Origin of the sequence: Streptomyces sp. NPDC038707 (genome assembly GCF_040636485.1) — a bacterium.
In the GTDB taxonomy this organism is placed as follows: Bacteria; Actinomycetota; Actinomycetes; order Streptomycetales; family Streptomycetaceae; genus Streptomyces.
Genome location: NZ_JBEZUP010000010.1, coordinates 241,742 through 266,246, shown reverse-complemented (window position 1 = coordinate 266,246; position 24,505 = coordinate 241,742). Strand labels below are relative to the sequence as shown.

Genomic DNA, 24,505 nt, shown 5'->3' with positions numbered 1-24,505 from the left:
GCGGCTGGCCTGCCCTGGGCCCGTGGTCGGTCTGCCCTGGGCCGTGCGGCTGGCCTGCCCTGGGCCCGTGGTCGGTCTGCCCTGGGCCGTGCGGCTGGCCTGCCCTGGGCCCGTGGTCGGTCTGCCCTGGGCCGTGCGGCCGGTCTGCCCTGGGCCCGTGGTCGGTCTGCCCTGGGCCGTGCGGCCGGTCTGCCCTGAGCCCCGTGGCCGGCCCGCCCCGGGCCCCGCGGTCGGTCCGGCGCGGCTACTCCTGCCGGTCCCGCCAGGGCAGTTCCGCCGTGACCACCGTCGGGCCGCCGGGCGGGGAGTCGACCACGAACAGGCCGTCCACCGCCCCCAGCCGCTCCGCCAGGCCCCGCATGCCGCTGCCGCCGTCCAGCCGGGCGCCGCCCCGGCCGTCGTCCCGGACCTGGAGGAGCAGCCGGTCGTCCGCCCGCCAGGCGTCGACCGAGGCGGTCCGGGCTCCGCTGTGCTTGCTGACGTTCTGCAGCAGCTCGGAGACGGTGAAATAGGCGATGCCCTCGATGGCCGCGGCCGGCCGGGCCGGCAGGTCCACGCTCACCTTCACCGGGACCGTGCAGCGGGAGGCGACCGCCGACAGGGCCGCGTCCAGACCCCGGTCGGTGAGCACCGCCGGGTGGATGCCCCGGGCCAGGTCGCGCAGCTCCTGGAGGGCCAGCTTCACCTCGCCGTGCGCCTCGTCCACCATCGCCGCCGCCGCGTCCGGGTCCTCCAGCAGCTTCTCCTTGGCCAGGCCCAGCCCCATGGCCAGGTTGACCAGCCGAGCCTGGGCACCGTCGTGCAGATCCCGCTCGATCCGGCGCAGGTCCGCCGCCGCCGTGTCCACCACGATCCCGCGGTCGGACTCCAGCTCGGCGATCCGGCGCTCGAGCTCGTCCGACGGCGACAGCAGCCCGCGCACCATCGCCCGGTCCAGGTTGGCCATCAGCCGCGCCAGGTACGGCAGCACCGGCCACAGCACGAAAAGCGAGGTCAGCGTGATGACGAAGGTGAGGATGCCCCACGGCAGCCGGATCACGTCGTACAGCAGGGTGCGCCAGCCCACCGGGTCCTTCAGCGCCATCCACACCCGGTGCACCGGCCCCCCGCTCCGGGCGAGCGGCAGCGGCGACGGCTCCTCCACCCGCACCCCGAGCAGCGCCCGGGCCCGGGCCCGCTCCACCTTGCCCAGCTGCCGGGCGACCAGCAGGCACAGCGCGAGCAGCGGGAGCCCGATCACGGTGAGGGTGAGGGCGCCGCCGACCACCACCACGGTGAACGCGTACGTGAAGCCGAGCACCGCCACCGGCAGGTTCAGCAGCAGGTGCGCGATCTCCTTCCAGGTGTGCGCGTCGTAGGCCGGCCGGGGCGGAGGCAGCCGGTGGGAGCCGGCGCGTCCGTCGTCTGCGTCGGTGCCGCCGTTCGGGGCGGCGGCGGGGCTGGGAGCGGTCATGCTGGTCAGCCTGCCGTGCCCGGCACCGTTCCCGCCATGTGGTACGCCGCCCTGCCCCGCCGGGGGAAAACCCCACCCCCCGACTCGCCCGGTGCCGTCCCACAGCGCGACGGGCCGCTTACCCGCTCTTTATCAGGGCCTAGACTCGCGTGCGTACAGATCCTCGAATCACGAGGCATCACACAGTGCACTGGTGCACCACGGTCACGAGGTCAGGGAGCGAGGGACGGACGGTGCGGGAGACGTTGGGGGACTCGACGGCCGCCGCGGCGCACGTCGTCGCGGCCGGATACTTCCGGTCCTACTCGGTGGTCGGGCTGCTCGCCCTCGTCGGCGTGCTGTTCGTCGCGGTCGCCTTCGGCGCGGGGCGCCTGCTGCGCCCGGTCGTACCGACACCGGAGAAACTGCTGACCTACGAGTGCGGTGTCGACCCCGTCGGCGAGGGCTGGGCCCACACCCAGGTCCGCTACTACGTCTACGCCTTCCTCTACGTGATCTTCGCCGTCGACTCGATCTTCCTGTTCCCCTGGGCGACCGTCTTCGCCGCCCCCGGCTTCGGCGCGGCGACCCTGGTGGAGATGTTCGTCTTCCTCGGTTTCCTCGCCGTGGGCCTGCTGTACGCATACAAGAAGGGCGTCCTGGCATGGACGTGAACCCGGACCCCGTCCTCCTGCCCGAGCCCAAGCGGCTGGGGGCGCTGGCGCGGCTGGCGCCCGAGCCGATGAAGGTGGTCCTGAACTGGGGCCGCCGCTACTCGCTCTGGGTGTTCAACTTCGGCCTCGCCTGCTGCGCGATCGAGTTCATCGCCGCGTCGATGGCCCGCCACGACTTCATCCGGCTCGGCGTCATCCCGTTCGCGCCGGGCCCCCGCCAGGCCGACCTGATGGTCGTGTCCGGCACGGTCACGGACAAGATGGCCCCGGCCGTCAAGCGCCTGTACGAGCAGATGCCCGAGCCGAAGTACGTCATCTCCTTCGGCGCGTGCTCCAACTGCGGAGGTCCCTACTGGGACTCCTACTCGGTGACCAAGGGCGTCGACCAGATCATCCCGGTGGACGTCTACGTCCCCGGCTGCCCGCCGCGCCCCGAGGCGCTGCTCCAGGGCATCCTCAAGCTCCAGGAGAAGATCGCCCGCGAGTCGCTGGGGGAGCGGTACGGCGACGGGCCCGCCGTCCGGCCGTCCGCCGCGGCCCTGCGGAGCGGTCTGGTGCGGCCCCCGGCACCGGCCGGTGAGGAGGGTCCGCGATGAGCACCGCCGCCGGCTGGCTGCCCGCCCCCGCCGGGGAACTCTTCGGCCCGGACGCCACGGCGGAGGAGTCGTACGACCTCCTGACCGTGGACGTACCGCCGTCCGCCTGGCTCACCGCCCTGGAGACGGCCCGTACGACCCTGGGCTGCACCTACTTCGACTGGCTGAGCGCGGTCGACGAACCGGGCACGGGCTTCAGGGTCGCCGCGCACGTCGTCGCCCTGCACCCGGTCCGCCGTCTCCTGGTCCGTACGACGGTCCCGCACGGGGCCGCCGTCCTGCCCTCCGCCGTCGGCGTCTACGCGGGCGCGGGCTGGCACGAACGCGAGACCCACGAGATGTTCGGCGTCGTCTTCGAGGGCCACCCGGGTCTGGAGCACCTGCTCCTCCCCGAGAACTTCGAGGGCCACCCCCTCCGCAAGGACTTCGTCCTCGCCGCCCGAGTCGCCAAGGCATGGCCGGGCGCCAAGGAGCCGGGCGAGTCCGAGCACGGCGGTCCCAAGCGCCGCCAGATGCTGCCCCCCGGCGTCCCCGACCCCAACGAATGGGGCCCGCTGAAGGGCCAGCTCCCACCGGCCCCGGCCCGCCCGGCCAGGACGGCGGCCGCCCGCCCGGCAGCCGACCGCCCGGTACGGCGCACCCGCTCGGCATCGGAGGGCTCGGCGAGCCAGGCGGCTCAGCCGGATGCCGTGGTGCCGGGTGCGGACGCGGGTGCTCCTGCGCGACCGCGGCGGACGCGGAGTGCGAGCGAGGGCTCGGTGAGCCAGGCGGCTCAGCCGGATGCCGTGGTGCCGGGTGGGGACGCGGGTGCTCCTGCGCGACCGCGGCGGATGCGGAGTGCGAGCGAGGGCTCGGTGAGCCAGGCGGCTCAGCCGGATGCCGTGGTGCCGGGTGGGGACGCGGGTGCTCCCGCGCGACCGCGGCGGACGCGGAGTGCGAGCGAGGGCTCGGCTAGCCAGCAGGCGGGCCGGGCCGAGGACGCGGCGCCGCGCAAGGAGGCCGCCGCCGAGGGCGATGCCACGGCCGCGGCGGCGCAGGGACCGGCGGAAGACCCCGCCGCCGAGGCCTCGGTGGCCTATGAGCCCGGCGCCACGCCCGCCGGGCCCCGCCGCGCCCGCAGCGCCTCGGAGGGGTCGGCCTCCCAGCGGCCCCGCGCCCCGCGCAGCGCGGACGCCCCCTGGCACCATGCCCGCCCGGCCTTCGACGAACCGGAACCCGCCCCGGAGCGGGAGCAGGCCCCGGAGCGGGAGCGGGCCCCGGAGCCGAAGCCTGAGCGGACCCCCGAACCGAAGTCGGAAGAGGTGCCGCAACCCGTGCCTCAGCCGCAACAGGCACCGCGACCTGAGCCGGCGCCGCAACGCGATCCGGAACCGCGACCGGCACCGAGCGAGGCCCCGGCATCCGAGTCCGGCCCGGCATCCGAGTCCGGCCCGGTGTCCGGGTCCGCGCCGCCTCCCCGCGACCCGGAGGCTCCCCAAGCCCCGGCCGCCCCCGACAACGAAGACCCCCGTTCCCCAGGAGGCCCGCAGTGAACGACGTGCTGGACGTCGCGCTGCGGCTCCTCGTCGTGTTCGTCGTCTTCCTCACCTTCCCGCTGATCGTCGGCCAGACCGAGCACAAGGTGATGGCCCACATGCAGGGCCGCCTCGGCCCGATGTACGCGGGCGGATTCCACGGCTGGGCCCAGCTGGTCGCCGACGGCGTGAAGTTCGCGCAGAAGGAGGACGTGGTCCCGGCGGGCGCCGACCGCCGGGTCTTCCAGCTCGCCCCCGCCGTGGCCCTGCTGCCGTACCTCCTCGTGCTGCTCGCCATCCCCATCGGCCCGGGCGAGGGCGCCGTCGGCCAGGTGCTGGACGCCGGCGTGTTCTTCGTGCTCGCGGTGATGGGCGTCGGCGTCCTCGGCTCGCTGATGGCCGGCTGGGCCAGCGCCAACAAGTTCTCCCTGCTCGGCGGCCTGCGCACGGCCGCCCAGCTGCTCTCCTACGAACTGCCGATGCTGCTCGCGGCGGCCTCCGTCGCGATGGCGGCCGGCACCGTCTCCCTGCCCGGCATCGTGCACGCCTTCCACTGGTGGTGGCTGCCGTGGCAGATCGTCGGCGCGATCGTCTTCTTCGTCGCCGGACTCGCCGAACTGCAACGCCCGCCGTTCGACATGCCGGTCGCCGACTCCGAGATCATCTTCGGCGCGTACACCGAGTACACCGGCCTGCGCTTCGCCCTGTTCCTGCTCGCGGAGTACGCCGGCATCGTCGTCCTGTGCGGCCTGACCACCGTCCTCTTCCTCGGCGGCTGGCACGGCCCGTGGGGCGCCGACGGCCTCGGCTGGGTGTGGACCCTGCTGAAGACCGCGGTCCTCGCCTTCCTGGTGATCTGGCTCCGCGTGACCTACCCGCGGCTGCGCGAGGACCAGCTCCAGAAACTGTCCTGGACCCTCCTCGTCCCGCTCTCCCTCGCCCAGATCGCCCTCACCGGCATCGTCAAGGTGGTGATCGGCTAACCATGGCCCCCATCCCCGGCTCCGGCCTCGCCAAGGGCCTGGCCGTCACCCTGCGCACGATGACGAAGAAGACCGTCACCGAGCAGTACCCGGACGTCCTGCCCGAGCTGCCGCCCCGCACCCGCGGCGTCATCGGCCTGTTCGAGGAGAACTGCACCGTCTGCATGCTGTGCGCCCGCGAGTGCCCGGACTGGTGCATCTACATCGACTCCCACAAGGAGACCGTCCCGCCCGCCGCCCCCGGCGGCCGGGAACGCAGCCGCAACGTCCTCGACCGGTTCGCGATCGACTTCTCCCTGTGCATGTACTGCGGTATCTGCATCGAGGTCTGTCCTTTCGACGCGCTGTTCTGGTCCCCCGAGTTCGAGTACGCCGAGACCGACATCCGCGACCTCACCCACGAGCGGGACAAGCTCCGCGAGTGGATGTGGACCGTGCCGGCCCCGCCCGCCCTCGACCCGGGCGCGGAGGAACCCAAGGAGATCGCCGCCGCCCGCAAGACCGCCGAGAAGCTGGCCGCCGCGCAGGCGCAGCCGCAGGAGGGCACGTCATGACGCTCGCCCAGGCCGCGCACGGCTTCCTGTCCCCGACCGGCGTCGAGATCGCCTTCCTGCTCGTCGGCCTGGTCACCCTCGGCGCCGCGCTGATCACCGTCACCACCCGGCAGCTGGTGCACGCCGCCCTGTGGCTGGTGGTCGCGCTCGGCGGCCTCGCCGTGGAGTACCTGCTGCTCACGGCCGAGTTCATCGCCTGGGTGCAGGTCCTGATCTACGTCGGTTCCGTCGTCGTCCTCCTGCTGTTCGGTCTGATGCTCACCAAGGCCCCCATCGGCCGCTCCCCGGACGCCGACTCCGGCAACCGCTGGGCCGCCCTGACCGTCGCGGCCGTCGCCGCCGTCGCCCTGGTGTGGGTGGTCGCGGACGCCTTCCGCGCCACCTGGATCGACCTGGACGGCCCGGCCGCCGGCACCACCGAGGTCACCGGAGCGAGCCTGTTCCGGCACTGGGTGCTGCCGTTCGAGGCCCTGTCCGTGCTGCTCCTCGCGGCACTGGTCGGCGCGATCGTGCTGTCCCGCAAGGCCAGGGCCGACGCCGACGCCGACACCGACACCGACGCCGTACCCGCGGCCCCCGGCGAGGAAGGCGCCCGCTGATGCACCTCGCCTATCCCGCCGTCCTCTCCGCCCTCCTGTTCTGCACCGGCCTGTACGGCGTCCTCGCCCGGCGCAACGCGATCCTGGTCCTGATGTCGGTCGAGCTGATGCTCAACGCCGTCAACCTCAACCTGGTCGCCTTCGACGTGTGGCTCAGCCGGACCGCGAAGGAGACCCTGCACTCCGGCCAGGCGCTGACCCTGTTCACCATCGCCATCGCCGCCGCCGAGATCGGCATCGGCCTGGCGATCGTGCTCGCGGTGTACCGCAACCGCGGCACCTCCGACATCGACAAGCTCCGCGACACCGCCGAGGGCCCCGGGACCGAGGGCCCCGACGGCGATCACCCCGCGGCCGAGAAGGCTGAGGCCACCGCGTGACCACGACCACCCTCGCCGTCCTCGTCCCCCTCCTGCCGTTCCTGGGCGCCGCCGCCGGCCTGCTGCTCGGCCGCACCGCCCCCGGGTTCGTCCGCCCGCTCGCCGTACTCCCGCCGCTGGCCTCGCTGGTCCTGGCCGTGCTGGTCGCCGTGCGCCAGGGCGGCGGCACGGCCGTGGACGCCCACACCGAGCTGACGCCCACCGGGTCCGTGCCCGTCGAGCTGGCCCTGCACATCGACGGGTTCGCCGCGCTCGTCGCCGTCCTGGTCGCCTGCGTCGCGGCCTGCGTGCAGATCTACTCCACCGGCTATCTGCGCGACGACCCGCGCTACCCGTCGTACGCCGCGCTCGTCTCCCTGTTCACCTCCGCGATGCTCCTGGTCGTCTACTCCGGTGACCTGATCGTGCTGCTGGTCGGCTGGGAGGTCATGGGCATCTGCTCCTACTTCCTGGTGGGCCACTACTGGGAGACCCCCGAGGCCCGCGCCGCCTCCCTGAAGGCCTTCCTGGTCACCAAGCTCGGCGACGTGCCCTTCCTCATCGGCCTGTTCGTCCTGGCCGGCGACGCCGGGTCGTTCCGGATCACCCGGATCCTCGGCGCCGTCACCAGCGGCGGCATCGACCACCCGGCACTGGCCGCGCTGCTGCTGCTCGCGGGCGTCGCGGGCAAGTCGGCGCAGTTCCCGCTGCACACCTGGCTCCCGGACGCGATGGCGGGCCCGACGCCCGTCTCCGCGCTGATCCACGCCGCGACGATGGTCGCCGCCGGCGTCTACTTCATCGCCCGTCTCCTCCCGCTGTTCGAGGCCTCCCGGGCCGCGATGGTGGTCCTCGCCGTCATGGCCGCCGTCACGATGGCCGGCTCCGCCCTCGCCGCGCTCGCCCAGGACGACATCAAGCGCGTCCTCGCCTACTCGACCGTGGGCCAGCTCGGCTACATGACCGGCGCCCTCGCCGTCGGCGACCGCGGTGCCGCCGTCTTCCACCTCCTTACGCACGGCGCCTTCAAGGCGCTGCTGTTCCTCGCGGCCGGCGTGATCATCCACGCCGCCGGCACCAACTCACTGGCCGCCATGTCCCGCATGCGGGGCCTGCGCGACCGCGTCCCGGACGCCTACTGGACGATGACGGTGGCGCTGCTCGCGCTCGCCGCGATCCCGCCGTTCAGCGGCTTCTTCTCCAAGGAGTCCGTCCTCGGCGCCGCCGAACACGTCACCCAGGGCCACACCGGGCACGCCCCGGGCGCGGCCGGCTGGATCGTCCTCGTCGCCGGCCTGCTCACCGCCCTGCTGACCGCCGCGTACGCCGCCCGGCTCTGGCTGCTCGCCTTCCGCGGCCGGGGCGCCGAGGCCCCCGATCACGGCCGCCAGCCGCTGACGATGACCGTGGTGCTGTGGGTCCTCGCGATCCCCTCCCTCGCCCTCGGCGGGCTCGCCTACCGCGTCCTGCCCGACTGGTTCGACGGCCGTGACCTGACCCCGACCCCGCTCACCTCCCTCCTCGGCACGGGCCTCGCCCTGGTCGGCGGGCTGCTCACCTACGGCGCCTGGCAGCGCACCACCGCGCTCGCCGCCCGCTCCCCGCTCGGCGCGGTGGCCGCCCACCCGGAGGCCGACGCCGGACTGGTCGAGGCGGAGGCCATCGCCACCCACCGGCCGGCCTACGGAGACGTCGCCTCCGCGCCCGACCCGGCGGACCCCGGACGGCTGCTGCTCGGGCCGCTGCACCGGCCCGCCGCGGCGGGCTTCCACCTGGACGCCGTGTACGCGGCGCTGTTCGTCCGCCCCGTCCAGGCCGGGGCGCGCCTCGTCCGGTTCCTGGACCGCGAGGTCGTCGACACCTACGTACACGGCGCCGCCGCCCTGCCCCGGCTGCTCGGGGCCGCCGTACGGCGGGCGCAGACCGGCAATGTGCAGACCTATGTGAGCGCGCTGCTCGCTGGCACCGTCGTCCTGACGGTCGCCGTCCTCCTCGTCGCCACGGGAGCGTGAGCAGGCGTGATCGATATCAACGAGTCCGTGATGCAGTTCCTTCTGGCATTCGTCGTCGCCGGCCCGCTCCTCGGCGCCGTCGCCGCCCTCCTCCCGGCCCCGCCCGGACTGAAGGGGAAGTCGCCCGCGCAGGCCGTGCTGCGGCACGGCGTGACCGTCACCGGCGTGATCCTCGTCGCCGCGGTCGTCCTCGCGCTCGGCTTCGACCACGACCACCCGTCGAAGATGCAGGCCACGACCGACATCAGCTGGATCCCCGCGCTCGACGTGCGGATCCACCTGGGCATCGACGGCATCTCCCTCCCCCTCCTGGTCCTGACCGCGCTGCTGACCTTCCTCTGCGCGCTCTACTCCTACTTCAAGCCGCCGGCCGGCCCGGATCCGAAGGCGTTCGTCGCACTCCTGCTCCTGCTGGAGTCCGGCACCCTCGCCACCTTCGCCGTGCTCGACCTGCTGCTGTTCTTCCTCGCGTTCGAGACGGTGCTCATCCCGATGTACTTCCTCATCGCCCGCTGGGGCGGTGCGGGCCGGACCCGGGCCGCGTGGAAGTTCATCCTGTTCACGCTGCTCGGCTCCGTGGTCATGCTGCTCGGCCTGCTCCTGATCGGGATCAAGGCGGGCACATTCGACATGGTGGCACTCGCCACTGACAACGGCCGGTCGCTGACCACGTCCGTGCAGGTCATCGCCGTTCTGGCGATCGGGATCGGGCTCGCGGTGAAGACGCCGATGTGGCCGCTGCACAGTTGGCTGCCCGACGCCCACACCGCCGCCCCGACCGTCGGCTCGGTCCTGTTGGCCGGTGTCCTGCTGAAGATGGGCACGTACGGTTTCGTGCGGATCGTCCTGCCGGTCGCGCCGGACGGCTTCCACACCTTCGCGCCGTACCTCGCCGCGCTCGCCGTCGTCGGGATCGTCTACGGATCCCTGGCCTGCCTCGCCCTCGCCCGGCAGGGCGCCAAGGGCGACCTCAAGCGCCTGATCGCGTACTCCTCCGTCGGCCACATGGGCTTCGTCCTGCTCGGCATCGCCAGCACCACCCCGACCGGCGTGAACGGCGCCCTGTTCGCCAACATCGCCCACGGCCTCATCACCGGCCTGCTGTTCTTCCTGGTCGGCGCGCTCAAGGACCGCACCGGGACGACCGACCTGGACACCCTGGCCGAGGAGACCGGCGCCGCGCTGTACGGCAGGGCCCCGCGCCTCGGCGGTCTGCTCGCCTTCGGCGCGGTCGCCTCCCTCGGCCTGCCCGGACTCGCCGGCTTCTGGGGCGAGATGCTCGCCCTGTTCGGCTCCTTCCGGCCCGCCGACGGCCTCAGCCGGCCGGCCTTCCTCACGTTCATGGCGATCGGCGCGTTCGGCACCCTGCTGACGGCCGCGTACATGCTGATCGTGGTCCGCCGCGTCTGCATGGGTGGCACGGAGCGCGAGGCACCCGGGCTCCCCGACGTCCACGGCTACGAGTTCGCCGCCTGGACCCCGCTGGCCGTCCTCACCGTCCTCGCCGGACTGTGGCCGAAGGCCCTGCTCGGCCTGACCGACCCGGCCGTGCAGCAGCTCCTCGCAGGAGGCACCCGATGAGCGCCCAGCCGCTTGCCGAGTCGCTGGTCCAGTCCGTCGACTGGCTCGCGATCGCCCCGCCCACCCTCGCGGCCCTCGTCGCGCTCGCCGTCCTCGTCGCCGACCTGTTCGTGCCCGAGTCCCGCAAGGCCGTGCTCGGCTGGGTCTCGGTCGCCGGCCTCGCCGCGGCGACCGCGCTGCTGCTGCCCCTCCTGGACGGCGACCGCAGCACCTTCTGCACCGACGCCCCCGCGCGCGCGTGCAGCTACACCGCCGACCGCTTCACCCTCGTCATCCAGTTCCTCGTGCTCGGCGGCGCCCTGCTCGCGGCCCTGCTGTCCATCACCCACCTGGACGACGAACGGCGGCGCGTCCCGGCGGGCGAGTTCTGGTTCCTGCTGCTGTCCTCCGCGGCCGGTGCCGCCCTGCTGCCCGCCTCCCGCGACCTGGCCACCCTGATCGTCGCCCTGGAGGTCGCCTCCCTGCCCGCGTTCGCCCTCGTCGGCATCCGGCACGGCGACAAGCGGTCCTCCGAGGCCGCGCTGAAGTTCTTCCTGTCCTCGGTCACGGCGACCGCGGTCAGCCTGATGGGCGTCAGCTTCGTCTACGCCTCCACCGGCACGCTCCACCTCACCCAGGTGGCCCAGCGCCTGCCGCACGTCGACGGACAGCTGCACACCCTCGTCCAGGCCGGTGTCGTGCTCACCCTCGTGGGCTTCGCCTTCAAGACCGCCGCCGCGCCCTTCCACTTCTGGGTGCCCGACACCTACGTGGGCGCGCCCCTGCCCGTCGCCGCCTATCTGTCGGTCGTCGGCAAGGCGGTCGGCTTCTCCGGCCTGATCCTCGTCACCGTCGTCGCGTTCCCGTCGTACGCCGACGTCTGGGGGCCCGCGCTCGCCGCGCTCGCCGCCCTCACCATGACCGTCGGCAACGTCGCCGCCCTGCGCCAGCGGGCCACGCGCGCGTACAGCGCCGTACGGCTGCTCGCCTGGTCCTCGGTCGGCCAGGCCGGGTATCTGCTGGTGCCGATCGCCGCCGCCGGTCACACCCGGGACGCCGAGCGGGCCATCGGCTCCACCGTCGCGTACGCCCTGATGTACGCCGCCGTGAACCTCGGCGCCTTCGCGGTGGCCGCCCTGGTGGGCCGCAGCCGGGCACTGAACCGGATCGCCGACTACCGGGGCCTGTACGCCACCAACCCGGTCGGCGCCCTGCTGCTGGCCTTCTTCCTGCTGTGCCTGGCCGGGCTGCCGCCGGGTGTCATCGGCCTGTTCGCCAAGGTCACCGTGTTCTCGGCGGCCGTCGACGCGGGCCTCGGCTGGCTGGCCGTCGTCATGGCCGTCAACGTCGTGATCGCCCTCTTCTACTACCTCCAGTGGGCGGCCCTGCTGTTCCGCGCCCCCGAGGGCGAGCCCGCCCGGCACCGGGTCCCGGCCCCCCTCACGGCCGCGCTCGCCCTCACCGGAGTCCTCGGCGTCGCCCTGTCCGGAGCGCCCCAGCTGGTCCTCCGCTTCACGGCCGGCGGACTGTTCTAGGAGTCGTCCCGCGCGCGCGGGGCACCCGTGCCGCTCGCGCGCGTACGGCCGGAAGGGCACGTCACCCGCCCGGCCGGGGCGGGCGGCCGCGGGCGCGCGGGAACTCGTGGACCCCGTCCGCCGTTGTCGGAGCGGGAGGGTCCACTGGATCAGAGTGTTCCCAGCAGCACGACTTGGAGGGCGCACCGTGCACCGCCGGCACAACGGGCTCAGGACGGCCGTACTCCTCGGGGGGCTGTCCGCACTCATCATCGTCATCGGAGGCTTCTTCGGCCGCTCGGGACTGATCGTCGCCGTCCTGGTCGCCCTGGGCACGAACGCGTACGCGTACTGGAACAGCGACAAGCTCGCCCTGCGCGCGATGCGGGCCCGCCCGGTCAGCGAGTTCGAGGCCCCGGTGCTGTACCGGATGGTGCGGGAGCTGTCCACGCAGGCCCGCCAGCCCATGCCCCGGCTGTACATCTCGCCGACGGAGGCCCCGAACGCCTTCGCCACCGGCCGCAACCCGCGCAACGCGGCCGTGTGCTGCACCGAGGGCATCCTGCGCCTGCTGGACGAGCGTGAGCTGCGCGGCGTCATCGGCCATGAGCTGAGCCATGTCTACAACCGGGACATCCTCATCTCGTCGGTCGCCGGCGCCCTCGCCTCCGTGATCATGTTCCTGGTGAACTTCGCCTGGCTGATCCCGGTCGGCCGCTCGGACGACGACGAGGGGCCCGGCCTGTTCGGCATGCTGCTGATCATGATCCTCGGCCCGCTCGCGGCCTCCCTGATCCAGCTGGCCATAAGCCGCTCCCGGGAGTACGAGGCGGACGCCTCCGGCGCCCAGCTCACCGGCGACCCGCTCGCCCTCGCCAGTGCCCTGCGCAAGCTCGAGACGGGCACCCAGCAGCTTCCGCTGCCCCCCGAGCCCCGGATCGAGACGGCGAGCCACATGATGATCGCCAATCCCTTCCGCCCGGGCCAGGGAATGTCCAGGATGTTCTCCACGCACCCGCCGATGGCGGAGCGCATCACCCGCCTCGAGAAGATGGCAGGCCGACCGTGAAGACCATTCTGAACCTCATCTGGCTCGTCCTGTCCGGCTTCTGGCTGTTCCTCGGCTATCTCCTCGCCGGCGTCCTGCTGTGCGTCACGGTCATCGGCATCCCCTTCGGCATCGCCGCCTTCCGCATCGGCGTCTACGCACTGTGGCCCTTCGGGTACACCACGGCCGAGCGCCGGGACGCGGGCGCACCCTCCTGCGTGGGCAATGTGCTGTGGCTGGTCCTGGCGGGCTGGTGGCTGGCCCTCGCCCACATTGTCACCGGCGTCCTGCTGTGCGTCACGGTCATCGGCATCCCCTTCGGCATCGCCAACTTCAAGCTGATACCGGTCTCCCTGCTGCCGCTGGGCCGCGAGATCGTCCCCACCGACCGGCCGTTCGCGGCCCGCTGAGCACACCGCTCGGCGCCGGGAAGAGGGCTCAGGCCCGGCGGCGGCCCGCCGCCCACCGCCGTACACCGTAGGCCGCCCCGCCCAGGGCCAGCACGCCCGCGCCGACGGCCACCGAGGCCGGCGGCAGCGCGCACGCCAGCGCGGCGCAGCCCAGCAGGCCCACCGCGGGCACCACGCGGGCGCGCGGGGCCGCGCTCAGCGTCCAGGCCGACGCGTTGGCGACGGCGTAGTAGGCGAGCACACCGAAGGACGAGAAACCGATCGCGCCGCGCACGTCCACCGTCGCGGCCAGCACGGCGACCACCGCGCCGACCGCCGCCTCCGCCCGGTGCGGCACCCGGAACCGCGGGTGCACGGCCGCCAGCGCGCCCGGCAGATGCCCGTCGCGGGCCATGGCGAACGTCGTACGGGACACCCCCAGGATCAGCGCCAGCAGCGAACCCAGCGCGGCCACCGCCGCCCCGGCCCGCACCACGGGCACCAGCCCGGGCGCCCCGGCCGCCCGCACCGCGTCGGCCAGCGGCGCCGCCGCGTGCCCGAGCCGGTCCGGGCCGAGCACGCCGAGCACCGCGACGGCCACGGCCGTGTACACCACCAGGGTGATCCCCAGGGCCAGCGGGACGGCACGCGGGATCGTGCGCGCCGGATCGCGCACCTCCTCCCCGAGGGTGGCGATCCGCGCGTACCCGGCGAACGCGAAGAACAGCAGCCCGGCCGCCTGGAGCACCCCGCCCGGGCCCGCCGGCGGTCCGGCCCCGAGCCGCCCGGCGTCCGCCCGCCCCGAGGCCAGGCACACCACGACCACGGCCGCCAGAACGGCCAGGACGACGGCCACGATGCCCCGCGTCAGCCACGCCGACTTCTGGATCCCGCCGTAGTTCACGGCGGTCAGCACCACCACGGCGGCGACCGCCACCGCGTGCGCCTGCCCCGGCCACACATACGCGCCCACGGTGAGCGCCATGGCCGCGCAGGAGGCCGTCTTGCCGACCACGAAGGCCCAGCCGGCGAGGTACCCCCAGAAGGCGCCGAGCCGCTCCCTGCCGTACACGTACGTGCCGCCGGAGGCCGGATGGCGGGCGGCCAGCCGGGCGGAGGACCACGCGTTGCAGCAGGCCACCACGGCGGCGACCGCGAGCCCGGCGAGCAGCCCGGAGCCGGCCGCGCGCGCGGCCGGGCCCGGCGCGGCGAACACCCCGGCACCGATCATCGATCCCAGGCCCACGACCACGGCGTCCCACACGCCCAGGCGGCGGCGCAGACCGGCGTCCGTACGTGTCATGCGCCGCACCCTACTGAGCGCGGCACCCCGCGGACAGCGCTGCCGGCCGGAGCCATCGCCAAGGTGCTGCCCGGTCACCAAGCACTTCTACGACGGCGCGCCCCGGGCGGCGGCCATCGGCGGCTCCCTGGTGCCGCTGATCGTCCACCGCGTCCTGTTCGGCAACTCCCGCGACCGACCGCGGCCGGACCCGGCACGGGCAGCGCGGAGGGGCGGGCACCCGGCGAGCGCCCGCCCCTCTCCGTTCCGCGTGCGGTGGCTAGCGGTAGTTCACGAACTGCAGCGCGAAATCGAAGTCCTTGCCCTTCAGGAGGGCGATCACGGTCTGGAGGTCGTCGCGGCTCTTGGAGCTGACGCGCAGTTCGTCGCCCTGGACCTGCGCCTTCACGCCCTTCGGGCCCTCGTCGCGGATGATCTTCGCCACCTTCTTGGCGTTCTCCTGGGAGATGCCCTCCTGGATCGTCGCGAAGATCTTGTACTCCTTGCCGGAGAGCTGCGGCTCGCCCGCCTCCAGCGACTTCAGCGAGATGCCGCGCTTGACGAGCTTGGACTCGAACACGTCGAGGACGGCCTTCACCCGGTCCTCGGAGTTCGCCTCCATGAGGATCTTCTCACCGGACCACGAGATCGAAGCCCCCACGCCCTTGAAGTCGTAGCGCTGCGAGATCTCCTTGGCGGCCTGGTTGAGGGCGTTGTCGACCTCCTGCCGCTCGACCTTCGAGACGATGTCGAAACTGGAGTCGGCCATGTCCTGTGGCTCCTTGTATCGGGGTGCGGATGGGGTGGGTGCCGGCGCGCGGCGGCGGCCGCCGGGCCCGGTGGAGCACCGGGCCGCATCCGCACCAGCCTAGCCACCCCGCGCCCCGGGACGCGGAGATCAACCGGGTGGCGAAGCACCCCCGTGCATCGGGTATTGTTTACGTCGTTGCCGGGGAACACCGCCGAAAGCGGGTTCGAACGGCAGCGTTACCCGGCGGTGTGCCCGAGCGGCCAAAGGGAGCAGACTGTAAATCTGCCGGCTCAGCCTTCCCAGGTTCGAATCCTGGCGCCGCCACACGGGAACGAGAGCCCCGTGACCTGTGATACGCAGGTCACGGGGCTCTCGTCGTACCCGGGTCAGGCCGGCGGACCGGGGCGCAGGGCGAGCAGGGCGATGTCGTCGGTGGTGTCGCGGCCGAACTTGAGGATCAGTTCGTCGCAGAAGACGTCCAGCGGGGCCCGGGCCTGGGCAGCGGCGGCCCGGCGGAGCCTGTGCATGGCGTCGTCGAGCGATTCCCCGCGGCGTTCGATGAGCCCGTCGGTGAAGAACAGCAGCGTGGACCGGGGCGGCAGCAGTTCCCAGGCCGATCGGCGGGGCAGCCCCGGGTCCATCCCGATCAGCAGGCCCCGGCCCGCGTCCAGGTACCGCGTCCCGCCCTCCCGGCTGGTCAGCAGGGGCGGCAGATGGCCGGCGGAGGAGTGGTGCAGGTACGTCGTACGGCCGTCGGTCTTGACGACGCCGTAGATGCACGTGGCGGTGGACTGCGAGTTCAGGGTCTGGCTCGCCAGGTCCAGGCGGCGCAGGACCTCGCCGGGCGGTTCCTGGCGGTCCACGGCGATACCGCGCAGCATGTTGCGCAGGGCGCTCATGGCGACGGCCGCCTGGAGATCGTGACCGGACACGTCCCCGATGACCAGCGTGATGTCGCCGTCGGGCAGCGTGAAGGCGTCGTACCAGTCGCCGCCGACCTCGGCCGTGGTGCTGGAGGGCACATAGCGTGCGGTCAGTTCCAGGTGTTCGGGACGGGGCAGCTCGGGCAGCAGCGCGCGCTGGAGCTGTTCGGCGTTGGAGCGGGCGTACTGGTGCAGCCGGGCGTTGTCCACCCCGAGCGCGACGGCACGGACCAGCTCCGAGATCAGGGGGACGTCTTCCTTGGTGAACGGGTTCCCGGCCCCGGTACGGACCATGGTGAGGGCGCCGAAGACCTCGCGCTGGGCCCGCAGCGGGGCGACGACCGCGCTGCCGGCGCCCAGCCGCGCGGCCAGCTCCCGTTGCCGGGCGTCCAGGGGGCTCGGCGGGTCGCCGGCCGGGCAGACGTCGGTGACCAGCAACGGGCCGGCCCCGCGCAGCACCCGGTGCAGCGAGCCCTGGGTGTCCTCGGACGCGGGCGGGAGCGGGCCGAGGTGCGCCTCGGGCACCCGTACCCGGGGATCGCGGTGGACGACGCAGACCCGCTCCGGCCGCCCGTGCTCGTCGACGAGGTCCGCCACGCACCAGTCGGCCAGGCTCCGGGTCAGCACCTGGCACACCCGCCGCAGCCGCTCGTCCGGATCGAGGCTGCTGGTCAGCGCGATGCCGGTGTCGGCGAACAGGGACAGCCACTCGGGCGCCACCGTCTCCATGCTCACCGTCTTCGCCTTCTTGCTGCTGGCCGGCAGGTGCACCGGGGCCGGCCGGGTGGCGGCCCGGCCGTCCTCGGGGGCCTCCGGCGGGACCGGGGGAGCCGTCGTCATGGACAGCTGGGCGACGAACACGGTCCGCCCGTCGATCGCCTCCTGCGTCTGGATGGTGAGGCGGATGGGGATCACCCGGCCGTCCCGGTGCAGCGCGGGAACCGGTATCGGACGGCCCAGGATGCGGGACTCGCCGGTGAGCAGCAGCGAGGTGAAGGCCGTCACATGGCGGTGGCGCAGGTGCTCGGGCATGAGCACGGTCAGCCGCCGGCCGACCAGTTCGTGCGCCGGCCAGCCGAGCAGGCTGGAGGCGGCGTCGTTGACCGCGACGATCCGGTTGCCGTCGTCGGCCGCGACGGTCGGCACCAGGGCCGTCTCCACCTCGCTCGCGTCCCAGGGCGCCAGATCCGTCGGGCTGGTGCCCGGGGCGCCGGTGACCTGGGTCCAGGAGGTGGGATGCCCGCCGGGCAGCTGACCGGTGATCTGGTCGAGCAGCCAGTGCCGGAAGGCCCGGATGTGGGGAAGGGCGGGCAGGGTGAGCAGGCTTCCCTGCTGCGCCGCCGCGTCGGCGGCGTCGAGGACCCGGCGCAGCGTCTCGACACGGGGCGCCGCGTCCGCCGCGAACCCCACCAGCAGGGAGAGCGTCGAACTGTCCAGGGTCTCCTGCTCCACCGCCGCCGTCATGGAGGCGCAGATCATGCTGCTCGTGTCCTGGGCGACGGCGAGGTCCGCCGGGCGCACCCCGGCCCGGGAGGGGCCGGCCTGGACGAGGAACAGTTCGCGCAGCAGCCCCTCCCACTGCTGCTGGGCCGCCCGGTAGAGGGTGTACGGGACGTCGTTCAGCGTCACGGTGACGGTCATGCCGGGCGGCGCCACGCACTCCCACGCGGACGCCGGCGGCGCCGGTGCCTCGGGCCACACCTCGAACCAGACCGTCTTGCGGTCCGCCCCGCTGTGGACCCCGTGCACGGTGGCCAGGTCCTCGACCAGGGCGAGGCCCCTGCCGGTGCAGGCGTACAGGTGACGGACGTGCGGCACCAGCCCGCTGTCCGGGCGGCGGTCGCTGACCCGCACATGGGCCTGGCCGTCGACGGCCCAGGCCTCCACCTCGATCTCGGTGCGCGCGTGCACGACCGCGTTGGTCACCAGCTCGCCGGTCAGCAACTCGGCGGTGTCCACCACGTCCGGCACGAGACCGCCCAGCACCGACCGTACGAACCTCCGGGCCACCGCGACGTTCTCCGGCGCCGGAGACAGCCGCCGCGCCGGCGCTCCCGGTGGAATCGGGCTGCTCATACCCGCTGGGTGCCCAGAACCGCCCGCATGAACTCCGCCCGCCCCGGAAAACCCCTCGCCCCCCGGACCCGGCACTCGTACGTTCCTCCGCATGGCTGACGACTGCTTCGCGCATCCACGGCTCGCCGCGGTCTACGACGCGCTCCACCCGGTCCGCGCGGACCTGGACGCGTACCTGGGCATCGCGGAGCGGTCCGGGGCCCGCCGGGTGCTGGACATCGGCTGCGGGACCGGGGCGTTCGCCCTCCTCCTGGCCGGCCGCGGGATCGAGGTCGTCGGCGTCGATCCCGCCCGGGCTTCCCTCGACGTCGCCCGGGCCGGAGCGGGCGGTGAGCGGGTCCGCTGGATCCACGGCGACGCGACCGGGCTGCCGCCGCTCCGGGTCGACCTGGCGACGATGACGGGGAACGTCGCCCAGGCCATCGTCGAACCGCACGCGTGGCAGGAGACACTGCGCGGGGCCCGGGAAGCGCTGCGGCCCGGCGGGCGGCTGGTCTTCGAGACCCGCGACCCGGCCCGGCGGGGCTGGGAGGAGTGGACCCGTGAGCAGTCGTACTTCGTGACGGAGGTCCCCGGCGCCGGCACGGTCGAGTACTGGGTCGAAGTGACCGAGGTGGACGGGCAACTGGTGACCTTCCGCCAGAGCTACGCCTTCGCCGCGGACGGCCGGGTGCTCACCTCGGACTCGACGCTGCGCTTCCGGGAGCGCGCGGAGATCGAGCGGGACCTGCGCACGCACGGCTACGCCCTGGAGGAGGTCCGCGACGCACCCGACAGACCGGGAAGGGAGTTCGTCTTCGTGGCCCGGCGCCCGTGAGTCTTCGTGGCCCGGCGCCCGTGAGCCGCGCGGCCGCCCCGGGTGCGCGTCCGGGTGGTCCGGACGATGCTGGAGCCATGGCCGGGAAACGTCCCATCATCGTGCAGTTGCCGTCCCCGACCGGCGGTCGCCGGGTGCGGGTGGACGGCGAGATCCTCGGCCTCGCGCACAACGTGCGGGACCTCGTGGAGTTCCTGCGCCGGGCGGGGCTGGAGATCGAACCGGAAGAGGTCGCCGACTCGCCGCTGATCGACTGGCGCGGCGTGGGCCCCGACCGGTGGGAGGCGGAGACCCGGACCTGACCCTCCCCCGGCCGCCACCGCCACGTGTGCGCGGACGCGACGGTCGCGGGGGACGCGCCTGAGGGGGCGCGCGGCCGGTCGATTCCCGGCCCCCCGGCGGGCACACTGAACGGCATGTCCTCCCGACGCAGAACCTGTCCCGTGTGCCACCGCGACATCGCCGTCGTCGCGGGCCGCTTCGCGCGGCACGACCCTCCCGGGGCGCGGGCCGGCGGCGAACTCGTCTCCTGCGCCGGCTCCCGGCAGCACGCGCAACTCGGTGCCGCCCAGCCCTCGTTGGACGGCTACGTCGTACCGGACTTCCCCGGTCAGCTGCCCCTGTTCTGAGCCTCTCCGGCCCTTGCTCAGTTCCCGGCCACCGACTTGACCGCGACCGACACCGGCGTCGAACCGCTGATCAGCTCGAGCGTGAGACCGGCCGTCGCCGGTGTGTCCACCAGTTCCGCGAGGACGGCCGAGACATCGTCCCGGGGGACCGGTCCGCGCCCCGTGTGCGCCTCCATGCGGACCAGCCCGGTGCCCGGGTCGTCCGTCAGCGCGCCCGGGCGCAGGACCGTCCAGTCCAGCGCCTCCTGCCGGGTGATGTACGCGTCGGCCTCGCCCTTGGCGCGCAGATACGCGTCGAAGACCTCGTCTCCCTGGTGCGCGGGGTCCGCGCCCATCGAGGAGACCACCAGGAAGCGCCGCACACCCGCGCGGACGGCCGCGTCCGCGAACAGCACCGCGGCGCCCCTGTCCACCGTGTCCTTGCGGGCCGCGCCGCTGCCCGGACCGGCGCCGGCCGCGAACACCGCAGCGTCCGCGCCCCGCAGTTGCGAGGCGACCTCCTCCACGAGGGCCGACTCCAGGTCGAGCAGGACCGGTTCGGCGCCGGCCGCCCGCAAGTCGTCGCCCTGCTCCGGCTTGCGGATGATCCCCGCGACCTCGTCACCGCGCGCGGAGAGCAGCCGCTCCAGCCGCAGCGCGATCTGACCATGACCACCAGCGATGACAATGCGCATGATTCCGACCGTACGCCCGAAGGGCCACGTCCGCCGCACGAGTTGACCGGCGTGACACCAGCCCCGCGGACGAGCGTGTCCCCGCGCGCGTGCCCCCGCCGGGCGCCGCCCGGCGCTTCCTCACGACAGCTCCCCGCGCCCCTGCCGGGGCAGCCCGGGTTCCCCCGTCCCCGTCGCATGGCAGTACTCCCGCACCGCGCTCGTACGGGCCACCACGCGGCCCCGGTGCACCACGATCCGGCTGTACGCCAGGGACAGCGCCCCGGTCAGCCGGTCGCCGCGCACAGCCAGCAACTCGGCCGGGAAGCCCGCCTCCACCCGGACCTCCGGCAGGCCCAGCACCGCACGGGCCGAGCCGGACACCGCGTCGTAGGCATCCTCGGGGCGCACCCCGTGGACGGACGCGAGGAGGTACGCCGCCTCCAGGGGGTCGCCGCGGCCGACGGGGTTCGAGACATCGCGCAAGGCTCCGCTGCCGGCCGCCACCCGCACCCCGGCCGCGCGCAGCAGCCGTACAGGTGCCGTACCCCGCCGGCCGGCGCCGTCGCAGCCGCCCTGGGGCAGGCACACCACGGTCACGCCGGCCGCCGCGAGCCGGTCGGCGGTGCGCGAGGCGAGCTGGGCGGGCAGGCGCGCGAGACCGGCGCACGGCCCGATGGTCACGCCGGGGCGCAGACCCCCGGCCATGGCCGCGAGCCGGGACAGCCGGGCCGGGTCGGCGGCGTCGGTGTGCAGGTCCACCGGACAGCCGTGCTCCGAGGCCACCTCCAGGACCGCCTCCACGTAGCCGGCGGGGTCCGGGTCCAGGTCGGGGCAGCCGCCCACCACGGAGGCGCCCATCCGCACCGCGTCCCGCAGCATCGCCAGCCCGTCCGCGCCGGCCACCCCGGTCAGCAGCCGGGGCATCGCCACCGCCGTCAGGTCCGCCAGCCCCCGCAGCGACCGCCGGGCCCGCAGTACCGCGCCGAGCGCCCCGAGCCCCCGGACGTCGCCCACTCGTACGTGCGCGCGCACCGCCGTCGCTCCGAGCCCCAGGTGCAGCAGGGCCGCCTCCGTCGCCCGGCGCTGGACGTCCTCGGGCGCGTACGACACCGGGCCCGGCTGTTCGGCGGACAGCGCGGTGTCCCCGTGGGCGTGCGGTTCGGCCGGGGCCGGCAGCAGCAGATAGCCGCTCAGGTCCACCCGCTCCACCCGCTCCACCCGCTCCACCCGTGTGACGCCCGTGCGGGCCGCGCCCGGCGCGAGACTGCCGGCGGTGCCCACCGCCTCGATGCGCCCGTCACCCAGCCGTACGTCCACGGTCCGGCCGTCGGTCAGCCGCGCCCCGCACAGCAGCAGGGCGGCCGGGCCGGACGGTCCCGAGGACCCCGGCGGGTTCGACGGCGGTGGCGGCTGCGGCTGGCTGTCGGGCATCGCGCTCCAGGCAGGGCGGGAGGGGCTCGGGCGGGCCGGCGTGAGGGCGCGGGGCGCGTGGGTGGCCCCAAGATCACGCAGGGCGAGTCGAGCCTAGGCTCGCGAGCCGCGCGGATCCGGCAGGAGCGCAATAGTCGTACCGGCGTGGTCCGCCCCTGCCGGACGGGCCGGCTGAGGCGCCGCGGACGGGCCGGGAGGGGCGCCACGGACGGGCCGGGAGGGGTGCCGCGGAGGGCGCCGGGATACGGATTTGGGCGAACGGCTGCGGACCGTGTAATGTCTTCATCGCTCGCCCCAATAGCTCAGTCGGCAGAGCGTCTCCATGGTAAGGAGAAGGTCAACGGTTCGATTCCGTTTTGGGGCTCTGGTGTGAGAGGTTCCCGCCGCAAGGCGGGGGCTGATCTCATCAAAGCGGTGTAGCTCAGTCGGTAGAGCAAGCGGCTCATAATCGCTGTGTCACCGGTTCAAGTCCGGTCACCGCTACTGACAGTAGCCGATTGTGGGGTCGGTCCTTCGATCGGCTACTCTTTCTTGCGTTGAACCAGTCCATCCGTTCGTCTTAGGAGCACTCACGTGGCTGCCACCGACGTCCGCCCGAAGATCACGCTGGCCTGCGTGGAGTGCAAGGAGCGGAACTACATCACCAAGAAGAACCGGCGTAACAACCCGGACCGTCTTGAGATGAAGAAGCACTGCCCGCGTTGCAACGCGCACACCGCGCACCGCGAAACGCGATAAATCAGGCTCGTTCGTGAGGCCGTCCCCTTCCGAGGGGGCGGCCTCACGGCGTTTTCGCGACGCGTCCCTCATCGCGCCCCTCATCCCCTCTCCGGTCCCGTGCGCATTGCGCGACCGGCATCCGGCTAATTTGGGGCCGTCACAGCAGAGATCAGGAGGTGCCGGGCCATGGCGCTCGACCAGTCCTTCGTGGGACGGACCTACCCGCCCACCGCGCCCTATGAAGTGGGCCGGGAGAAGATCCGCGAGTTCGCCGAAGCGGTGGGCGAGACCAACCCGGTCTACACCGACCCGGAGGCCGCCAAGGAATTCGGCCACCCCGATGTGATCGCCCCGCCGACCTTCGTGTTCTCCATCACGTTCCGGGCCGCCGGACAGGTCATCGAGGACCCGCAGCTCGGCCTGGACTACAACCGCGTGGTGCACGGCGACCAGAAGTTCGCCTACGCCCGCCCGGTGCGCGCCGGCGACCGGCTCACGGTCACCTCCACCATCGAGGCGATCAAGTCCCTCGCGGGCAACGACATCCTGGACATCCGCGGTGACGTCCACGACGAGTCCGGCGAACTCGTCGTGACCGCCTGGACCAAGCTCGTGGCCCGCGCGGCCGAGGAGGCGTGAGGATCCGATGACGGCGAAGATCGCGTACGACGACGTCGAGGTCGGCACCGAGCTGCCGGCCCAGAGCTTCCCCGTGACGCGCGCCACCCTGGTGCGCTACGCCGGTGCCTCCGGGGACTTCAACCCGATCCACTGGAACGAGAAGTTCGCCAAGGAGGTGGGCCTGCCGGACGTCATCGCGCACGGCATGTTCACCATGGCCGAGGCGATCCGCGTGGTCACGGACTGGACCGGTGACCCGGGCGCGGTCGTGGAGTACGGCGTCCGCTTCACCCGGCCCGTCGTCGTCCCGAACGACGACCAGGGCGCGCTCATCGAGGTCAGCGGCAAGGTCGCCGCCAAGCTGGACGACCACACCGTCCGGGTGGACCTGACGGCGACGAGCGCCGGCCAGAAGGTGCTGGGCATGTCGCGGGCGGTCGTACGGCTGGCCTGAGGGGCCTGGGGCCGGTGCGGTGTGCCGGTGCGGTGTAGGGGGCGTTCTCCCACGGGAGGCGCCCCTCACGAGTCGCTCCCCTGCGGAAGGGCACTCCTTACGAGTCGCTCCTCCTACGGGAGGCGCCCCTTATGACACGCTCCCCCTGCGGAAGCGCCTCATAGGCGCCCGGCGAGCACGTGTCGTCTCCGCCTTGACGAAGTTAGTTATTGAGTACTAACTTCCTTCCATGCCCAGGATGAGTGCAGAGGAGCGGCGCGAGAGCGTCATCCGTGCCGCGACCGCGGAGTTCGCGCGCGGCGGGTACCACGGCACCTCCACGGAGGCGATCGCCAAGCTGGTCGGCGTCTCCCAGCCGTATCTCTTCCGCCTCTTCCCGAGCAAGAAAGCGATCTTCCTCGCGGCGGCCGAACGCTGCGTGGAGGACACGATCCGGACCTTCGAAGAGGCCGCGGAGGGGATGCGGGGCGAAGACGCCCTGCACGCCATGGCGTCGGCGTACACCAAGGTCATCGCTGAGCGGCCCGAGCGGCTGCTGATGCAGATGCAGATGTACATCGCCGTCTCCGCGGCCGAGGCAGAGGGCGACCACGAGTTCGGCGAGAAGGTGCGTGCCGGCTGGATGCGGTTGTGGGATGCCGTACACCTGCCGCTCGGCGCGGAGGTGAACGGGACCGCCCAGTTCATGGCGTACGGGATGCTCATCAACTGTCTGGTGGCCATGGGGTTCCCGCCGGAGCACCGGGTGTGGGAGGGCCTGTACGCGTCGGCCGGACTGCAGGTGCAGCAGGAGGAAGGCTGAGCGTCCGCAGGAAGGCGTCGTTGCCTTTTCGTGTGGTGCCTTTTCGTGGGCGGCTAAGTTAGTCATCAGTCACTAACTCAAAGCTAGTCATCAACCACTAACCGTGGCT

At 73.2% G+C, this 24,505-nt stretch carries 25 protein-coding genes, 3 tRNA genes and 1 pseudogene; 23 read left to right on the top strand and 6 right to left on the bottom strand.

What is annotated here, in order from left to right:
- Positions 1 to 244: 244 nt before the first annotated feature.
- Positions 245 to 1,453: a sensor domain-containing protein gene (locus AB0E62_RS17010; RefSeq protein WP_362193454.1), complete on the bottom strand. Its 1,209-nt coding sequence runs from the start codon at positions 1,451 to 1,453 to the stop codon at positions 245 to 247.
- Positions 1,454 to 1,686: 233 nt separating this feature from the next.
- Between AB0E62_RS17010 and AB0E62_RS17005 the strand changes: the two genes are divergently transcribed.
- The 12 genes from AB0E62_RS17005 to AB0E62_RS16950 all read left to right on the top strand — a co-directional run bounded on the left by AB0E62_RS17005 (position 1,687) and on the right by AB0E62_RS16950 (position 13,255).
- Complete coding sequence (locus AB0E62_RS17005) at positions 1,687 to 2,106, top strand: NADH-quinone oxidoreductase subunit A (protein ID WP_362193451.1); 420 nt, start codon at positions 1,687 to 1,689, stop codon at positions 2,104 to 2,106.
- Positions 2,097 to 2,702, top strand: coding sequence for an NADH-quinone oxidoreductase subunit B family protein (locus tag AB0E62_RS17000; protein ID WP_362193448.1), 606 nt, complete (start codon positions 2,097 to 2,099; stop codon positions 2,700 to 2,702). The genes AB0E62_RS17005 and AB0E62_RS17000 overlap by 10 nt, the downstream gene beginning before the upstream one ends.
- Positions 2,699 to 4,234 (top strand): NADH-quinone oxidoreductase subunit C, encoded by a 1,536-nt coding sequence (locus AB0E62_RS16995; RefSeq protein WP_362193445.1) that lies wholly within the window; start codon positions 2,699 to 2,701, stop codon positions 4,232 to 4,234. Before AB0E62_RS17000 ends, AB0E62_RS16995 begins: the two co-directional genes overlap by 4 nt.
- Positions 4,231 to 5,199 (top strand): complex I subunit 1 family protein, encoded by a 969-nt coding sequence (locus AB0E62_RS16990; RefSeq protein ID WP_362193442.1) that lies wholly within the window; start codon positions 4,231 to 4,233, stop codon positions 5,197 to 5,199. Before AB0E62_RS16995 ends, AB0E62_RS16990 begins: the two co-directional genes overlap by 4 nt.
- Positions 5,200 to 5,201: 2 nt before the next feature.
- On the top strand, positions 5,202 to 5,753 hold the full coding sequence (locus tag AB0E62_RS16985; RefSeq protein ID WP_362193439.1) for an NADH-quinone oxidoreductase subunit I: 552 nt from the start codon (positions 5,202 to 5,204) through the stop codon (positions 5,751 to 5,753).
- Positions 5,750 to 6,352, top strand: a complete 603-nt coding sequence (locus AB0E62_RS16980) for an NADH-quinone oxidoreductase subunit J (RefSeq protein WP_362193436.1) — start codon at positions 5,750 to 5,752, stop codon at positions 6,350 to 6,352. Before AB0E62_RS16985 ends, AB0E62_RS16980 begins: the two co-directional genes overlap by 4 nt.
- On the top strand, positions 6,352 to 6,732 hold the full coding sequence (gene nuoK, locus AB0E62_RS16975; RefSeq protein WP_362193433.1) for an NADH-quinone oxidoreductase subunit NuoK: 381 nt from the start codon (positions 6,352 to 6,354) through the stop codon (positions 6,730 to 6,732). Before AB0E62_RS16980 ends, nuoK begins: the two co-directional genes overlap by 1 nt.
- Positions 6,729 to 8,723, top strand: a complete 1,995-nt coding sequence (locus tag AB0E62_RS16970; protein WP_362193430.1) for an NADH-quinone oxidoreductase subunit L — start codon at positions 6,729 to 6,731, stop codon at positions 8,721 to 8,723. The genes nuoK and AB0E62_RS16970 overlap by 4 nt, the downstream gene beginning before the upstream one ends.
- A gap of 6 nt (positions 8,724 to 8,729) precedes the next feature.
- Entirely contained in the window at positions 8,730 to 10,304 is a 1,575-nt protein-coding gene (locus AB0E62_RS16965; protein WP_362193427.1) for an NADH-quinone oxidoreductase subunit M, read from the top strand.
- Positions 10,301 to 11,818 carry an NADH-quinone oxidoreductase subunit N gene (locus AB0E62_RS16960; RefSeq protein ID WP_362193424.1) on the top strand — a complete coding sequence of 506 codons (1,518 nt, stop codon included), beginning with the start codon at positions 10,301 to 10,303 and terminating at the stop codon, positions 11,816 to 11,818. Before AB0E62_RS16965 ends, AB0E62_RS16960 begins: the two co-directional genes overlap by 4 nt.
- A gap of 187 nt (positions 11,819 to 12,005) precedes the next feature.
- Complete coding sequence (gene htpX, locus AB0E62_RS16955; protein WP_362193421.1) at positions 12,006 to 12,866, top strand: zinc metalloprotease HtpX; 861 nt, start codon at positions 12,006 to 12,008, stop codon at positions 12,864 to 12,866.
- Positions 12,863 to 13,255, top strand: a complete 393-nt coding sequence (locus tag AB0E62_RS16950) for a YccF domain-containing protein (protein ID WP_362193418.1) — start codon at positions 12,863 to 12,865, stop codon at positions 13,253 to 13,255. Before htpX ends, AB0E62_RS16950 begins: the two co-directional genes overlap by 4 nt.
- Positions 13,256 to 13,283: 28 nt before the next feature.
- Here AB0E62_RS16950 and AB0E62_RS16945 read toward each other — a convergent pair whose 3' ends face one another.
- On the bottom strand, positions 13,284 to 14,537 hold the full coding sequence (locus AB0E62_RS16945; protein WP_362193415.1) for an amino acid permease: 1,254 nt from the start codon (positions 14,535 to 14,537) through the stop codon (positions 13,284 to 13,286).
- Between the two features lie 70 nt (positions 14,538 to 14,607).
- Between AB0E62_RS16945 and AB0E62_RS16940 the strand changes: the two are divergent.
- Positions 14,608 to 14,712 (top strand): annotated as a pseudogene (locus AB0E62_RS16940) (GlsB/YeaQ/YmgE family stress response membrane protein); the annotation flags it as partial.
- A gap of 84 nt (positions 14,713 to 14,796) precedes the next feature.
- Here AB0E62_RS16940 and AB0E62_RS16935 read toward each other — a convergent pair.
- The gene (locus AB0E62_RS16935) at positions 14,797 to 15,285 is read right to left on the bottom strand and encodes a YajQ family cyclic di-GMP-binding protein (protein ID WP_362193412.1); all 489 of its coding nucleotides are present in this window, start codon (positions 15,283 to 15,285) and stop codon (positions 14,797 to 14,799) included.
- 224 nt (positions 15,286 to 15,509) lie between these two features.
- Between AB0E62_RS16935 and AB0E62_RS16930 the strand changes: the two genes are divergently transcribed.
- A tRNA-Tyr gene (locus AB0E62_RS16930) sits at positions 15,510 to 15,591 on the top strand.
- A gap of 62 nt (positions 15,592 to 15,653) precedes the next feature.
- Here the strand turns inward: AB0E62_RS16930 and AB0E62_RS16925 are convergent.
- Positions 15,654 to 18,266: a SpoIIE family protein phosphatase gene (locus tag AB0E62_RS16925; RefSeq protein ID WP_362193409.1), complete on the bottom strand. Its 2,613-nt coding sequence runs from the start codon at positions 18,264 to 18,266 to the stop codon at positions 15,654 to 15,656.
- A 91-nt stretch (positions 18,267 to 18,357) separates the two neighbouring features.
- On the opposite strand from AB0E62_RS16925, the gene AB0E62_RS16920 reads away from it, so the two are divergent.
- The 3 genes from AB0E62_RS16920 (at position 18,358) to AB0E62_RS16910 (ending at position 19,712) form a co-directional block, all read left to right on the top strand.
- Entirely contained in the window at positions 18,358 to 19,083 is a 726-nt protein-coding gene (locus AB0E62_RS16920; protein ID WP_362193406.1) for a class I SAM-dependent methyltransferase, read from the top strand.
- 77 nt (positions 19,084 to 19,160) lie between these two features.
- On the top strand, positions 19,161 to 19,385 hold the full coding sequence (locus AB0E62_RS16915) for a hypothetical protein (RefSeq protein ID WP_362193403.1): 225 nt from the start codon (positions 19,161 to 19,163) through the stop codon (positions 19,383 to 19,385).
- Between the two features lie 114 nt (positions 19,386 to 19,499).
- Positions 19,500 to 19,712, top strand: a complete 213-nt coding sequence (locus AB0E62_RS16910; RefSeq protein ID WP_362193400.1) for a hypothetical protein — start codon at positions 19,500 to 19,502, stop codon at positions 19,710 to 19,712.
- Between the two features lie 17 nt (positions 19,713 to 19,729).
- On the opposite strand, the gene AB0E62_RS16905 is transcribed toward AB0E62_RS16910, so the two are convergent.
- Positions 19,730 to 20,386, bottom strand: coding sequence for an SDR family oxidoreductase (locus AB0E62_RS16905; protein WP_362193397.1), 657 nt, complete (start codon positions 20,384 to 20,386; stop codon positions 19,730 to 19,732).
- 120 nt (positions 20,387 to 20,506) lie between these two features.
- Positions 20,507 to 21,799: an amidohydrolase family protein gene (locus AB0E62_RS16900; RefSeq protein WP_362193394.1), complete on the bottom strand. Its 1,293-nt coding sequence runs from the start codon at positions 21,797 to 21,799 to the stop codon at positions 20,507 to 20,509.
- Positions 21,800 to 22,090: 291 nt separating this feature from the next.
- Between AB0E62_RS16900 and AB0E62_RS16895 the strand changes: the two genes are divergently transcribed.
- The 6 genes from AB0E62_RS16895 (at position 22,091) to AB0E62_RS16870 (ending at position 24,396) form a co-directional block, all read left to right on the top strand.
- Positions 22,091 to 22,163: transfer RNA gene (locus AB0E62_RS16895), tRNA-Thr, on the top strand.
- Positions 22,164 to 22,209: 46 nt separating this feature from the next.
- A tRNA-Met gene (locus AB0E62_RS16890) sits at positions 22,210 to 22,282 on the top strand.
- Positions 22,283 to 22,372: 90 nt separating this feature from the next.
- Entirely contained in the window at positions 22,373 to 22,537 is a 165-nt protein-coding gene (gene rpmG, locus AB0E62_RS16885) for a 50S ribosomal protein L33 (RefSeq protein WP_003948671.1), read from the top strand.
- 168 nt (positions 22,538 to 22,705) lie between these two features.
- Positions 22,706 to 23,158, top strand: a complete 453-nt coding sequence (locus AB0E62_RS16880) for a MaoC family dehydratase N-terminal domain-containing protein (protein WP_362193391.1) — start codon at positions 22,706 to 22,708, stop codon at positions 23,156 to 23,158.
- A 7-nt stretch (positions 23,159 to 23,165) separates the two neighbouring features.
- Positions 23,166 to 23,594 (top strand): MaoC family dehydratase, encoded by a 429-nt coding sequence (locus tag AB0E62_RS16875; RefSeq protein WP_362193388.1) that lies wholly within the window; start codon positions 23,166 to 23,168, stop codon positions 23,592 to 23,594.
- Positions 23,595 to 23,823: 229 nt separating this feature from the next.
- Positions 23,824 to 24,396 (top strand): TetR/AcrR family transcriptional regulator, encoded by a 573-nt coding sequence (locus AB0E62_RS16870; RefSeq protein ID WP_362193385.1) that lies wholly within the window; start codon positions 23,824 to 23,826, stop codon positions 24,394 to 24,396.
- Positions 24,397 to 24,505 lie beyond the last annotated feature (109 nt).

Bases quoted from the DNA above. Each gene is read 5' to 3' on its own strand.
- AB0E62_RS17010 (WP_362193454.1), bottom strand. From the start codon at position 1,453: ATGACCGCTCCCAGCCCCGCCGCCGCCCCGAACGGCGGCACCGACGCA.
- AB0E62_RS17000 (WP_362193448.1), top strand. From the start codon at position 2,097: ATGGACGTGAACCCGGACCCCGTCCTCCTGCCCGAGCCCAAGCGGCTG.
- AB0E62_RS16995 (WP_362193445.1), top strand. From the start codon at position 2,699: ATGAGCACCGCCGCCGGCTGGCTGCCCGCCCCCGCCGGGGAACTCTTC.
- AB0E62_RS16985 (WP_362193439.1), top strand. From the start codon at position 5,202: ATGGCCCCCATCCCCGGCTCCGGCCTCGCCAAGGGCCTGGCCGTCACC.
- AB0E62_RS16980 (WP_362193436.1), top strand. From the start codon at position 5,750: ATGACGCTCGCCCAGGCCGCGCACGGCTTCCTGTCCCCGACCGGCGTC.
- nuoK (WP_362193433.1), top strand. From the start codon at position 6,352: ATGCACCTCGCCTATCCCGCCGTCCTCTCCGCCCTCCTGTTCTGCACC.
- AB0E62_RS16960 (WP_362193424.1), top strand. From the start codon at position 10,301: ATGAGCGCCCAGCCGCTTGCCGAGTCGCTGGTCCAGTCCGTCGACTGG.
- AB0E62_RS16945 (WP_362193415.1), bottom strand. From the start codon at position 14,537: ATGACACGTACGGACGCCGGTCTGCGCCGCCGCCTGGGCGTGTGGGAC.
- AB0E62_RS16935 (WP_362193412.1), bottom strand. From the start codon at position 15,285: ATGGCCGACTCCAGTTTCGACATCGTCTCGAAGGTCGAGCGGCAGGAG.
- AB0E62_RS16925 (WP_362193409.1), bottom strand. From the start codon at position 18,266: ATGAGCAGCCCGATTCCACCGGGAGCGCCGGCGCGGCGGCTGTCTCCG.
- AB0E62_RS16920 (WP_362193406.1), top strand. From the start codon at position 18,358: ATGGCTGACGACTGCTTCGCGCATCCACGGCTCGCCGCGGTCTACGAC.
- AB0E62_RS16915 (WP_362193403.1), top strand. From the start codon at position 19,161: ATGGCCGGGAAACGTCCCATCATCGTGCAGTTGCCGTCCCCGACCGGC.
- AB0E62_RS16910 (WP_362193400.1), top strand. From the start codon at position 19,500: ATGTCCTCCCGACGCAGAACCTGTCCCGTGTGCCACCGCGACATCGCC.
- AB0E62_RS16905 (WP_362193397.1), bottom strand. From the start codon at position 20,386: ATGCGCATTGTCATCGCTGGTGGTCATGGTCAGATCGCGCTGCGGCTG.
- AB0E62_RS16900 (WP_362193394.1), bottom strand. From the start codon at position 21,799: ATGCCCGACAGCCAGCCGCAGCCGCCACCGCCGTCGAACCCGCCGGGG.
- AB0E62_RS16880 (WP_362193391.1), top strand. From the start codon at position 22,706: ATGGCGCTCGACCAGTCCTTCGTGGGACGGACCTACCCGCCCACCGCG.
- AB0E62_RS16875 (WP_362193388.1), top strand. From the start codon at position 23,166: ATGACGGCGAAGATCGCGTACGACGACGTCGAGGTCGGCACCGAGCTG.
- AB0E62_RS16870 (WP_362193385.1), top strand. From the start codon at position 23,824: ATGCCCAGGATGAGTGCAGAGGAGCGGCGCGAGAGCGTCATCCGTGCC.